2 protein-coding genes (1 of these 2 only partly in view) are annotated in these 15846 nt (G+C 25.3%); both read right to left on the reverse strand.

Annotation, left to right across the window (positions count from 1 at the left end):
• On the reverse strand, positions 1 to 15072 hold the full coding sequence (locus UUR8_RS03350; protein WP_004026148.1) for a GUMAP protein: 15072 nt from the start codon (positions 15070 to 15072) through the stop codon (positions 1 to 3).
• Positions 15059 to 15846, reverse strand: partial view of a GUMAP protein gene (locus UUR8_RS03355; RefSeq protein ID WP_004025824.1) — the end only. 13609 nt of this gene lie beyond the right edge of the window; the window shows 788 of its 14397 coding nt (coding positions 13610-14397); its start codon lies beyond the right edge, outside the window — the gene reads right to left on this strand; the stop codon is at positions 15059 to 15061. Before UUR8_RS03355 ends, UUR8_RS03350 begins: the two co-directional genes overlap by 14 nt.

Genomic DNA, 15846 nt, shown 5'->3' on the forward strand with positions numbered 1-15846 from the left:
CTATTTTTCTTTACGTTTCTTACGTAATTTTAAACCAATGATAATACCACTTATAGAAACAATGATTGCTAATAATGTTGCAACGATTGGTGCTCATATTCGTACACGATCATCACCATATCGTTTAATTTCATTATTTGTATTAGCTTCTAATTTTGAAGATGGTTCTGGTAAGTTGTAAACTACAAAAACACGTTTGTTTAATGGATTATTACTACGAATAACAAGTTTTGAGTGTGAACTATTATTGTATTCAATTGTTGTTTTTGATAAATCAATTGATTTTGGCACGATTTGTTTAAACACAATACTATCTTTAAATTGTTCTACACTTGTTTTTGTTATGTTTTTTTGTTGTAAACTTTCATTTAAATCACGTAATAAATCAGCTAAACTTGATTGATTTAAATCATATCCATTAAATCCTTGGTAATTTGTTGAAACAACTTCATGATCTTGTTTGTTTGTTAATAATTTAGCAACTAAAACACGATTTGCTAAATTTGTTGGGTCTTGTTTTTTAATTAAAACATTTCCCGTTGGTTTATTTGATTGATCTTTTTCAATTTCAACAATTACTGTTTTTGGATTAATAATTTGATTACCTAAACGAATTTTACCTTGATTATTAACATGTGGATTTAGTTTTTCATTATTTAAAGCATTTTTAATAGCAGAAACTAAAGCAGCATTATTTTCAATAACATCACGATCGTTAGCAATATGAATATAATTTGATGAAACAACATTTTTAATTTTTGGAATACTATAAGTACTTGTTGTACCATCATCATTTACTGCTACAACTTGTAAACAATCATTAACAAAAGCAATTTTAGCTTTATTAAGATTAATATTATTATCTTGTAAATTTTTTAATAAAGTTTGATCTTCTAAATTATTAGCATTAATAAATGTTGCTGGTTTTTCATTTAATTTAGCAATCGTTTTTTCTAAATCTAGTAGATTTGAATTAATAATTTGTTTACGTTCATCATCACTAGCAACTTTATAAACATTTTTATCAATAACATAAACTTGTTTACGATCAGCATCGCTAATAATTGAATCATTATCTAATTTTTGTTCTAATGGTAAGTAGTATGGATCACGTAAACGATATTTAATTGCGCCAATTAAGTAAATATTTTTATTATTTGCATCACGATTATGAGGATTTAGTAATTGACTCATTAATTCATCAACTGGACTATTACTTGTTACTAGTCCACTATTATATAATTCATGAGCATAAATAACATTTTTCATCGCTGTGATTACCATTAAAACTTTATTAGTATGATCTTTTGTAAATCCACTAATACTTATATTCTCAAGTAAAGGATTATAAGTTATTAAGCTACTATCAAAATCTAAATCAATCAATTGATCATTGTCTTTTAGTTTGTTTTTGATTTGTTCGTTTGCTAATAAGAATGTTAATTTTGTTTGAACAACATTTTTGTTTTCACTAATGTTATGTTTATTCATTAAATCATAAATTAGTTTTGTATCACGATGGTTAATGTCTTGACCATTTTGTTGGTAATAATGTGGTTTTTTAAAGTTATCATCATCTTGATTAATAGCAACACCTAATTTTTTAATATTTGGTTTTAAAGGATCAAACGTTAGGATTTTGATTGTACCATCTTCTTCAACTTGTACATCAACATAGTTTGGATTTAATTCTTTACCATCAATTATTACATTACCAACATTATTTGTTTTTAATTGCTTAATTTGTTGTTTAATTGCTTCTTCAATTGAACCTTTATTTGCAATGACTTCATCATCAGTTGGGAAATGAATAATTGATTCATTTTGGTTAACAACATATGGAATTGTAGCAATACCATAAATATTAGGTAAGTTATTTGGTTGGTTTAATGGTAATGATAGCATTCAAATATGATCATTTACATAAACTAATTGTGCATCACTTAAATCAATATTTAAACCTTTTAAATAGTTAATTAATTCGTTTGATTTAATTTCATTTTTAGCAAATGATAAAGTTTTTTTAACTTTTAGTAAATCAAAAAGTTTTTTATAAGGTTTAATTTTATTAAAAATAGTTGTGCCATCTAAATAATCGTTTGCATATTTATTTGGTTCAATAATTGTAATTTCAGATGTTGTCGCATTAGCATCTTGAATAACATTTTGACTAGCTTTATTAATAGATACTGTAAATGGTGCTTTAACGCTATATTTTCGACCTAACACGAATTCAAGATGTTGTTTTGCTAATGCTTTTAGTTTATTGTTTAAGGTGATTGTAACATCATTTGAATTAATTAATACATCTTGTGGTTGATAAATACTAATTGCTTCTAATACTTTAGGAACACTATTAATAATTACAACTTTTGATGGATTATGATGATCATTAATGATGAATTGATTATTAATTGGATCATATTTGATACTTGCTTCTGTATTATTAGTGTCAAAATTATTTTGTTTTAAATAATTTGCTAAATCAGGATTATGATCTAAAACTTGTTTTAATGATTTTTCTTGATCATTATTTGGATCAATTGGTTGTGCATCATTAATTGCATTAATTAAATTATTAATATTAGTTTTATCTTGATTTTCATGATTAAAGAATGGACCATCAACTGCATCTTTAATAATATATTCATTACTATCTTGATCTTCAACCATTGAAATAATTGGTAAATCTTTTTCGCCAGGTAAACCTTTTTTATAAACTTGGATTGTACCATCTTTTAAATAACGAACACCAATCTCATCTAATGGATAAGTTTTTTGATCAATTTGGACTGTTTTTGGTTCACCAACTGCTTTAGCTACTAATTGATTATAGTAAGCAGCACCAACATCACCATTAGTTTTAGCCACTTCATCATCACTTACTTTAGTAAAAGGTGAACGATTTTTATCATTTAAAGCAACTACAGTTGGGATATTAACAAAAGCAACAACTCGTTTAGCTTTAGCAAGTTTGTCATAGCCTTCAAGAACATATAAATTTTCATTAATAACTTGAACAGTAACATTATCATAATCAAAGTTCTTAGCATTAACTAATATGTTTGTTAAAACTTTTGATTTGATTAAACCATGAACATCAGCTAATTGACCAAAACGTTTAAGATTACCTTTTTCATTTCCTAAAATCTTTTTAATTCGATATAAATCTTTTAGTGAATCAAAAACATTTTCACCAATAATTGGTACTTGATCATAAATACGACCATCGATTACATAAACTTTATTTTCATTTTTATCACGAATTAAATAGTTTCTATCACTTAACGTTTGAATATCAATTGGTTCATTTAAATTAAATGATCCCAAACTAATTTGATTATTATTACTTAAATTTTTTAGTATGTTTGTAATTGTTTTTGTAATTGAATTAGTGTTTTCGATGACATCAATATTGTTATAAATAACATTAGCATAAATTGTTTGTTGAATATTATTAACAATGATATATGAAGGGTTGTTAGAGTCAGCACTCTTAATTGCTAAACGATTCTGATCTTTAATAAAACTAAAGCTTGCTTGTTCGCCAAAACTTGATGGATAAATCTCAGTGTTGCGAATTGGATTATTTTCATCAACTAGTATACCAAGTTGACTAATAGCATTTCAATCAATGGTTTGATTGTTATTTTGATTATTAGCAATCTTTTCTAATAAAGCACGTAATTTAGCGACTTCATTAAGATTTCTAAAACCTTTATGAATATTAGCATCATAAACTTGATATGATGGAATCTTAGTTTTAACAACAACATTAACACTAACTAATGTTTGAGGATCAATAAAACTAATTGTATTGTCATTATTAACTGCAATATTAACAATTTGAGGATTAAAAATCTGTTTATTAACAATAATTTGTTGATTTTCATTTTTTAAAGCATTAATAATCGCTCGTTTATAATTACCACCATTATTAACAATCACATCAAATTCATTAGGTAATTGTTTACCTGCTTCAAAAGCATCATTTTCATCAACAACGTTTGGTAAATGATTAATAACAGCAATGTTGTGATCAGCGTAAACAATTCAGTAATTTTGGTTTGGAACACTAATTAATTGAGGATTATTTTTAAATAATTCATTTGCTTGAGCAAATTTATTAAATTCATCATTATTTAATACTTGTTGATCTAAACCATTAGCTAATATTTGTTCTTTATTAAAGTTAGTTTCATTTGCTTTTAATTGTTTTTGTAAATTAGCGAAGGCATTAATTTGATTAAATACTGCACTACCATCAATTTTTTGATTTACATATTGATATTGATCTACAATGAAAAGATTTCTCATCTTATCATTTACATCTTTTGTTGCACTAACATAGTAATTAGTATTGTTTTGTTTATTAACAATAAATTGGTTAGCGATATGGAAGTTTTGGAATTGATTTTGATTATTTAAACTTAAAGCTTTTAGTTTATTGGTAATTAAAGTTTCAGTACTATCAATATTATCAATTGCTTCATTAACTGTGTATAAACTACGTGCTTCAATAACTTGTGGAATATTATTAACAATTAATAAATTACCAAAATTATGATCATTTGTTGGTTGATAAATTGTTAATTTAGCTGTAGCTTTATCATATTTAACAATAGCTTGATCTAAATTAATATTTACACCAGCAAAGGCTCGATTAATTAGCTCTTTAATAAATGCAAGTTCTTTAACTTTTGTATAAGCAATACTTTTATTTGTAGCTGTTGTATCATTATCTAAAATTGTTTTAGTTACTTTATAAATTTTTAAGTATTCATTTTCGTTTGCATCTTCACTATAAACACTTGGTAATGGATTATTTGATACGATTGTTAAACGTACATTTTGTGGAGCAACTAAAGTAATTGAACCATCTTTGTTAACAATAGTATTTAAATCTTTAATGTTATATTGTTGATTATTAATTGTAATATTGTTTTGTTCATTTTTAAATTTGTTTAAAATTGCTTCTTTAATATTGCCATTGTTATCAATAATATCTGTAATTGATGGGAAAGCATGATTGAATTCTTTTTCATTAACAACTAATGGTAAATTAGTAATAACAAAAACAGAAGCAGTTGATGTATCGTTTGCAACTAACATTAGTGCTTTAGTATTTTTAATATCAATCAATTTCACCATTGTTGTATTTGGATCTAATTGATTTGCTTTTAGCATTTTAATTAATTCTTGATTATTTAAAGCTTGGGCGTTAAGTAGTGAATCAGTGGCTGATAGTGTTGTTATTAATTCTTTTAGTCAAACATAATTATCAAATACTAAACTAGCATCAATACCACGACGATATGTGTGTTGATCAATAATATATACACGACCAAAATCATCTTTAAATAAAGTATTAAAGTTCTTATCTTTACGATCAACATCAATACCTAATGGAATATTTAAATTACCAATACGACGTTTATTATCGCTTAAAGCAAGAATTTCATTTAGTTTTTGTTTAATTGTCACTAAAACATCATTTTCATTTTTTGCTACATCTTCAATTGTATATAGATCATGATAATTAATTGTTCTAATAGTCTTATTAACTAAAACTAAAGTTGTACTATTAAAGAAATATAAACCTTTATTATTAACATCATTAACAATACTTAAAACTTGATCTTGAAGATTAAAATCTTTTGGAACAATTGTTTTAAAGGCTTCATCATTCATTAATGATGTTAATGAATTAGTTGTTTGATCATTTAGTTTATTATAGAATTCGTTTGCTACTAAAGGATCATTAGCTCAAGCTTGCGGTTGGTTAACAATTTTAAATTGTGGTAATGCACTTAATGGAATAACCATTGTTCCAATTAGTTTTTGTACATTGTTATTTGTAACAAAAACATTAATTTCTACTGGATCATTAGTATCATTAATTTGAACTTGAATTTGTGAGTTTTCAGTAATACCAAAGTTATTACCATTAATCATAAAGTTATTAGCAATGGCTTGTTTTTTAAAACCTTGAGCAAAAGCCGCTTGTCAACGTTGTTTTTGGTTATTAATATTATTGTCAACATTTAATAGATCTTGAACATTAATAACTTTAATGACATTATTTTCATCATCAAGATTTGTATAAATAATATAAGGTAAGTTTTGTAAAATAATAATCTTTTGAACATTGTTTGTTGTGTAACCACTAATAACAAAAACTAATTGATTATTAACACGAACTTGTTTAATTTTTTGATTTTTAATTAAACCATTAGCATCTAAAATCATGTTAATTGAATTATTTAATAATTGATTTTGTGAATTAATATCTTTAAATTCACTTGTTGAATGATCTAAGATATTTTTTAAATCATTTTTGTTAATAAACACATTTTGAGCAGTTGCATCAATTGGTTTAACATAGTTAATTGGATCATATAAATAAATTGGTGCTTTTTTAAATTGATCACCATCAGTAATTGTTGATTCAATTTTTAGAACTTGTTTATTGTTTGACAAACTATTACTAATTTGTGTAGGTTCTAAAATTGTATAATCACCAAGTGTTTTTTCACTATTAACAGCATTAATTGCTTGTCATTTTTGTTCTAAAGTTTTTTTAGTATCACCTAAATTATTAATAACATCATCAATTGTATATAAACCAATTACATATGGATTAACAACTTTAGGAACATTTTTAATAATTAAACGGCTATTGTTAATTTGATTATTAATATCTTTATTAGTACCACGAATAATAATTAAATTTCTTGTTAAATCATATTCAATTGTTGAATTTATTGGATCTAAATCTGCTGGTAAATGTTCTTGAAGATAAAGATCATTTTTTAAATCGCCTAAAAGTTTATGACCTTCGTCATTTATCTGACAATCATGTTTAATTTTTTGAATTAATTCATAAGAATGTTCATGACTTAAACGAGCACGATTAGTGTTAGCATCAACAACTTTATAATAACCAAGAGAAGAAATGGGATTAATTGGTTCTTTTGCGACATGATTTAAATTGTATTTAATAGAACCATTATTGGTGTTATATATTAATTCAACTTGATTTGGATCAACTGCTTCATCACGAATTAAAATCTTACCATTACTATCACGTGGTGTACGTTTTTCATCAGCCAACATTTTTGCTAATGCATCATTAACATCACCTAAACTATCATAAATAATTTGGTTTTCGTTTGGAATATTTAAACCGCAAGGATCTAAAACTTCTGGTAAATTAGTTATTAAACCATATTTAATTTTGTTTTGATCATTTTTATCTTTAGCCATGACTAACATTTTTGAACCAAAGATTTGAATTTTAGCATCGCTAATATCTCAGTTAGCATCAGTTAATAATTTATTAATTTCTTCATTATTTAATTGGGCTAGGGGCGCTTTTCTTGTACCTACAGCTAAGGCTGAAACACGATATTTTTGTTCATTAATTTTTAGTGTATTATGATTATCTTTAGCATTGATTGTATTAGTGAAATAAAGATGTGGATCGTAAATATAAATGAATTGTTGTGGATGGTCTTTTTCATTAAAAACGTAAAAATGTGGTTGTGTTTTTGTTTGATTTTCAATAGGATCAACAACTTGTTTTCCACCAACTCGTTTATTAACACTTCATTTTGTTTTAAAGATGTTAACTGGATTAATTTGTTCATTACTTAAAGTAATTAAATCTAATAAGTTATAAAAACTTGAAGCTTCAAGATATTTTGGCACATCTTTCAAAATTAAATAATTTGCACTTGGTTTTTTGGCATCAAATAATAAAATACTACCATCAGGACGTAGTTCAACACTAATAGTATTTTTATCAAAATTAGCAATTTCAGTTGGTAATAAGTGTTTTAGTGTGTAAAGTTGTTCACGAGATTGCGCAATATTGTTAACTTCTAAGAAATTTTTAGCAATTTTTAAAATTGTTTGTAATTCTTGTGGTGGTACTTCATGATATGAAACTTGACGCACTGTTTCAATTGGTGTTTTTAAAATAACATAACCAATGATTTGTTTATTATTATCTTTTGTTTTATCTTTAACAATAACATAATCTTTAGAATCAGCTAAATCAATTTGGATATTATTCTCATTAATTTTAGCCGTTCCAATAACATATTCATTGTTGCTATTTTTAATTCATTTTGACTTAAATGCTATGTTATAGTCAAAATTAGCTTTAATGATATCATTAACTGTTGGTGTTTTTAATGAAGCACTATTATCATCAACTACATTAACAAGTTTACATACTTTAAAGAAATATGTACGATCTTCTTTAAAGTTAGCTTGATCTTTTTTAGTTGCACTAAACAAGATACAGTTTTCACGTTCATGATTTTCGTGTTCTTCAATAATGTATTTGAATTTTAAATCTTTATAATCATCAAATTTACCATGATTTTTAATTGCTTCATTAAAAATCTTTTGAACAATTTGTTGTTGTTCACCATCTAATGAACTATAGTTAACAAATTTATTTAAACCAACTTTTTTAACTTGATAGAAAGTTTTTGGTGTTAAATCTAAATTATTTCCTAAAGCTTTTTCGTGGTATTTATTAATACTAATTAAATAAATTGGTTTTGATGAATTTGTTTGCTCATTAACATTATTTTGATAATCAATACGAGCATATAATTCATTAGCATTAGCGTAATTATAAATAGGATTAATTACATCATAATAACCAATGCGTTTTGTGTTATTTTGACTAACTGCAATGTTATTAATAGTATCTGTTAATACTTTTTTAATTTCTAGATTAACAGATGGTGAAGTAGCAATATTAGCTGGGATTACAAGAGTTGGATTATCTAAATAACGATTGCAATTAGTAATTACTAAAGCAGTTGGTGTTTTATCATTATCTTTAATAATTAATTGATCATGATTAGCATCATATTTAATTGTTAAAGCACGTGAATTAGCATCAAAGATTTTTTTGTTATTAAACAATAAATCAACTGTTAATTCGTCAAATTGTTTTCTAAAATTAAATACATCACCAAGTTGAACATCTGCTGGTAAATTTGAAAATAATTTTGCGCCTTTATCATTTGATGTATAATCAATTGCTTTATGAATTTCTTTATATAAGTTAGAAATATAAACAGCATTATTTAAATCATTAAAAGCAATTGTTGTTTTTGTTTGATTACCTTGTGGTTTAGTATTATTAGCGTCAACATATTTAATTGATACTAAATTTTTTGAACATTTAATAATATCAACTTGATCATTTTGTTTGATAACAATTTTATTGTTTTCATAATCAAATTCAAATTGGGCTTGATCTTTATTATAATCACGATTTTCAATTCTAAATGTAGTAGTGTTATTATTAAGCTTTAGTAAACGCTTAATTAATTCATCTTTTAGATTTGTATGATTTTCAATTAATTCATTTAGACTTGGAATCTCAAGATTAATTGATTTATCTAAAATTTCATCTGGTAAATTATTAATTGTTAATAAATGAATTGGTTGATTTTCAATTTTACTTATTAACAATAATTTATCTTTATACTTACGAATTTGTAAATGTGTTTGGTTAGTATTTTTAAAAGCATAATTAATACTTGTTTGTTGATTTAATCAAGCTTTTAATTGACTAACAGCAAGATCATTATTTTTAAGATTACTAAATTGTTGAGTAATTGTTAAACTTCATTTTTTAAAAGCATTGGTGTCTTTAAAAATTTCTAAGCCACTAAAATAACCTTGTGAATTAGCATCATTGTTTCTTTCATATGTATAAGCATCTAATACATGAATTGTTTGTGAACCATTTTTAATTTGATAATCATTAATACTATTGTGAACAGTACATTCATTTTGGTATATGTAACCAGCTAAATTATAGTTATCGTCAAATGATGATCCAATTGTTGTCATTATTTTTTTAGCAATAGCATCACTTAAATTCATGTGATTATCAACCACAAATTCTGGTTCATACAATTTATTTTTAGCAATCACTCGTTCAAGAGGCGTTTTTAAAATAACCACTGCTAAAGTTTTTAGCGTTTTAGGATCGCGGATTATTAAAAATTTACGTGTTTTTTCATCAACACTAAAAATAGCAGTATCTAAATTAAATTTAGCTAAACCAATAGTAATTTCTTTAGTACTTGCATTATAAATTGAATTATTTCCACTATAACTTGATCATTTTGTTTTTAAAGCTTTAAACTCATCGCCATCATTAGCAATGATTTCACTTAAAGTAGGAATTGTTAATGTTGTTTCATTTGATTCAACAATATTAGGAATATGGTCAATATTATAAATTGCAACCTTATTTAATTCATCATTTTCACTAATAAAACCTTTAACAATAAAACGACCAAATTTTGTACCATCAGCATTAGTTACTTCAACATATTTAATTTTAACTTTATCATCTTCAACACTACTTAATTGACCATTAATAATTTTATTACGAACATTGTTATTAAAATCATTACTATTGTTAATCATTACTAAATCATTATTTTTATCTAAGTCATATTTAAAGCCATTAGTAATGGTATTATCATCATTTTTGGAATGTTTAATAGTTTCTAATAATTTTACATAGTCCTCAAATAACTCGGCACCGTCCACATTATTTAAAAAATAACTATAATGATCATATAAACCAATACTACGTGTTCGTTTTGTTGTTGAATCATTTGAATTAACTAAATCATCACTTTTAATTTGAATTAAATTGTTTTGTTTTTCAGCTATAGCACGTGGGTTAATTAAACTAAATCCACCAATATATTTTTGATTATTTACTTGATCAAAATTATTAATCAATTGATTAATTGTTTTAAGAACATCGCCCTTATTTTCTAATACTTTATTAATAAATAGATCTTGGCCTTCATTATTTTTATAAAGTGTTGTTTTATTTTTATCAATTAAATTAGCTGATCAAATTGTATTAGGCATTAAACGAATTACTAATGCAGCTGGTTTTTTAGTTGTTGTTCCATAATCAAGTAAGTATAGTAGATGATTATTAGCATCATATCGAATTTGAGCACTAGTTGAATTTTTATCTAAATTACTTGGATAATTACCAGTTGTTTCATCAAATTCGCGAAATAATTGATAAGCAATATTATTAGCATTAGCATCTGTTGATTTACTTGTTGGGACATTAATGTAAGCAACTGGATTACCTTTATTAGGGTTAGCGTTATCATTTGTTAATTTAATAACTTGATTATAAATAACTGAGTTAACATAATTTAAATCTTTTTCGTAATCTTTATTGTTAATTTTGTTATTTACAGAAGCTGAAGCGTTAATGTATTTAACCTGAGGTATTAGATTTGTTGTTGCTTTAATTTTAACTTTTTGATTAGTTTTAACGTTTAAAATTTCAAAAATTTGATGATCATAATCAATATTATTAATAACTAAATCACTAATATTATCAGCTACCAAATCAGGATTAGATGCGGGTCCGAAAGTGATTTTATTAGCGTTATTTGGATCGCGATGTTTTTCATTTAATTGAGCTAAAATATTTTCATTAAATGTTTTTTGTGATTCTGCTAAATTTTTTAGCTCTGGAATGTTAACATGAACATCAATATCACGATAGTAAAGTGGTAAGTTTTCAACTAAGATGTTATATTCTTGATAATATAAATTTGTTTTATCTAATAAGTTAGCTGGTGTATCACCAGGTAAATAATTACCAGTTCTAAAATTAATAATTAATTTATTATTGACTTTAGCAATTCTTATATGGCTTGGATTGCTAATAAGTGATTTATTATTGTTTTCAGTTTTAAATTCTTTATTAACAATAAAATTTTTAATTCTTGTTGCTGTAACACCATTTTGTGGTAAATCAATATATTTAATTTGTTTTGTTTGTTGATCAATACATTCATTAAGAACGCCTTTGTAAAAATTATTAAAATCAACAATGTCTTCACCAAAAATCTTTTCACCATCTTCAAAAGCTTTTTGATAGTAGTCAAAATCATAAATTAATAATTGTCTTTGATCACCAAATTTTGATTCGAAAACAATTGAATTTCGTTCTTCATCTCCACTTTTAATACCATTTTTAAAAGAAATATTGCGAACATCATGACCGTTATTATCTACATATTTGCCTTCACCTAAATGGGGGTTGATTAAATGAAAAGTCTTACTTACAATTTTTGCACCTTTAATATTAGTTGAATCTTTTGCATTATCTAAAATATTTCTAATTGCTTGTTTTTTATCTCAATTAGCCTTTGCTAAATCAATTGCAGAATAAATATTATGTCCTAATTCAGTGTTGTTCATAGCATAGACAACAAAATACATTGGATTAATTTTATTATCTTTCATTCGACGTTTTAAAACTAGTTTTTTAGCTTTTGAATCCCAATCATGGTAATAACCATTATCTGAAATAACAATTTTTGAAAAATCTGGGTAGTATTGAATTGTTTCTAACCCTGTTAATACTCCTAACTTTAATTGATTATTAGCATCTTTATGTGTATAACGATTTTCTATTAGTTCAGCATTAAATCCATCACTAGTAGCATTGGGATTACGTTTTTTAAACATATCAATGAAAAATTTTGCTCCCGCTAAAGAAACATTTATCTTATTATTATTTCAATCTCTAACTTCTGGTAATCAGAAACTGTTGATAAATCCTTCACGAACATCAAAATTAGTTGATGGATCATATAATTTTTTTTTCGCTGGCTCATTATCTTTTTTATCGATATGATAATCATGCTGATTTCCAAATGAAGAATCTGTGGGAGGTGGTAAATCAGGATTAGGATTGTTATAATCAATTTCTTTAGCATTACTAATACCGTAAATCGTATTGTAAGTATTCATTAATCCATCATCTTTTAAAGCTCCAACATTATTAGTGTTCGCTCATACTCAAATAGCTGAACCACCGTTATTATTTTGATGATTTTGATTTCATCCATACTCGTGTTCTTGTGTTGGATTCAATGGTGCAAAAACACCTTGACGATATCTAACAAATCCATGAACTTTAGCATATTTATCATCAGGAGAAAATTCAATAACACCAAAATGTTTTTGACTATCTTCAGCAGTTAAATCATCATATTTTGAAAAAAATCATGGTTGTAAAAGAGCATAGGGAATGCGACGATTTAAAAAATTAACAAAACCATCATGACCATGTTCGGCCATTAGAATTTGATTAATTACTCAACCGTTTTGTCGATGCATTCGGTCTTTATCAAATTCGTGAAGTTTAACGTTCTTATTTTTATAAGAAGAATTACTTCCATAATCTAATAAACTATGTGTTGGTTTATTGTTTTCTGTTAACACATTATAGTTAGGTGAAAACATATATTTTAAGTAATCATCAAAGGTAGGCGCACGATATTTTGAATCATCTATAATATTAGGAATATCATCAATAAACATATTAACTTGATGACCTGCAATATTGTCATATCAAACCTCATTACTTGAAACAGCATTTTCAACAATTAATCCTTGACGATTTCCTAAGTTAATTAATTTAAAAATGATGTTTTTAGGATCGTTTATTGTATTGTCAATTGTGTTTACATTGTCGTTTGTATAACTAATTGATAATGAACGTGAATCATTATTATTCAAATGGCCTCTTGGAACTTTTTGTTCTGATTCTCATTTATTAACATTCAATAAAAAGAAACGTCGCAAAAAATAATTATTAGGATTTATTGAAATCAATTTATCCATTGTCATTTCTTTTTTACCACCAAATGCGTCATATAATTCTTGCACTTCACGATAAAAAGATTTTGCTTTTGGATCATATGAATTAGGAGTCGTTTGTAGATCAACGATATATCCACCTGTTGTGTGAATATATGGTTGCGATTCAAATAATTTATATTGAATACCATTATTATCACTAATTTCTCAATAACGATATTTCAAATTAGGATTATTAATAACATTTTGCGGATTTTTTGAAGGATAACGAATGTATTGAACTTCAGTACCTGTTGTAAATGTCTTAGTATCAGAAATTGATGTATAACTTGTTATCCCTTCATTTCCTAATTTGAAATTAGTATTAGCTTTATATTTTGTTTCAAACGCTTTTTTAATATTAGCTAAATTACCATTAATTGGTTTAAAAGGACTACCTTGAGGATTAAAACCATCATCGTTTGTATAAATATCTTGATATGATAAAACATCACTTACATTTAAATATGCATCTCAATTTTTAAAAATAAAACTTCGTTTTTGATTGTTATTATAAACAAATAAAGCCTTATCTTTTTTTGAATATCATAACTTAGCATTTAAATAATCGAAAGCTTTATTATCATTATCATTTCAATTATTTTTTTGAGTGTCAACCAATTCTTCAATTAGATTTTTATAATAAATACTTCCAACGACGAATTTGTCGTGGTTTTTATCATTTAAATTATTTAATAGTTTATGAAAAATATCAAAACGCGGTATGTTAATACTATTTTTAGTATCAAGTGAGCTAATATATGAAGATACTAAAGCTTTATAAAGTTCTGACATACTAGATGAATCAACAACTTTAACACTAAATTTAGGAACACTAAATTCACCAATATCTTGGTTTTTAATCTTAATTTTAAATTTATCAACATTATTATTTGATGAAACAAAATCAACAGCTATATCGTTTTCATTAAATTTATTTTGTGCTAATTCTACATGTTCATTACTAAATCCATTTTTTAAATTTTTATTTAAAGTTCTTTGAATGGCTATTTTTAAAGCGTTTGCACGTTTTGTATCATCTAAATTTACAATATTTGCATCATTAGCATTTTCTAAGTTTGTACATAAACTTGCATAAGCATTTAAAATTTCATGATTAAAAGGTAATAAAAGTGCTGTGTTATTTTTTGCAATTGATTGACGTTGTTTAAAAGCTGCATATTCATTATCTTGTTGATCATTTTCAATAATAAAATCAAGTTTTGATTTTGTTTGTTCGCTTTTTGCTAATCCAAAACCAATGGCAACAACAGATGTCGCTACTAATCCAGTGGTTATTGGTATTAAATTTTTCTTCTTACTATTTTTTGCCATATACTATACCCATCTTTCTCACTTTTAGATTTTTGTTCATCTTCTTATTACCTAAGTGTTTATTTTTAAAGAAATAAATTAATAAACCAACACCGATAATAATGCCAATGATTGCTGCAATTGAAATAACAGCCACTCAAATCATTCAATAATCATTCTTAGCACGATAGTGAACTAATTCTTCACGACTAAAACTTGAATTAGTAATTGATTTTGTACTTATTACAACAACGTTTGGATTTTTTGTATCATTATCTTTTATTACAATTTGATGACGTTGTGCATCAAATTGAATTGTTGCTAATGGTCCATTTTTAAAATTTTTTGGTAAAACATCGTGAATAATTTGGTTATTTTTTACTAAGTTTAAAGGTTTAACTTGTTCATCAATACTTTCAAAATTCTTAGCAGTATAAATATCACCAATAATTTCTTGTAAGTATGATGGTCAGAATTGTGAACCATCTACTTTTACATAGTTTACTTTAATATCATTTTTACCTAATTTACTTAAGATAATTGCTGCTGGTGGTTTAATTTTTTGATTGTTTTCATCTAATTTAAAAATATTTAGATCCCCATTTTCATCTTTTTCAACCACGATTTTATTTGGATCTAATTGTGCATTTTGAAGTCTGATTAAACCATTTTTATCAATAGGATATTTGGCTTTATTTTTCAGTAAATTATGCATTGCTAAAGCTTCATCACCATTTGCGTTTAAAACATCATCAATTGATATATAAGGAATTGTTTGTTTTGAAATAACGTTTG

The organism is Ureaplasma urealyticum serovar 8 str. ATCC 27618, from assembly GCF_000169535.1.
Lineage (GTDB): Bacteria > Bacillota_I > Bacilli_A > Mycoplasmatales > Mycoplasmoidaceae > Ureaplasma > Ureaplasma urealyticum.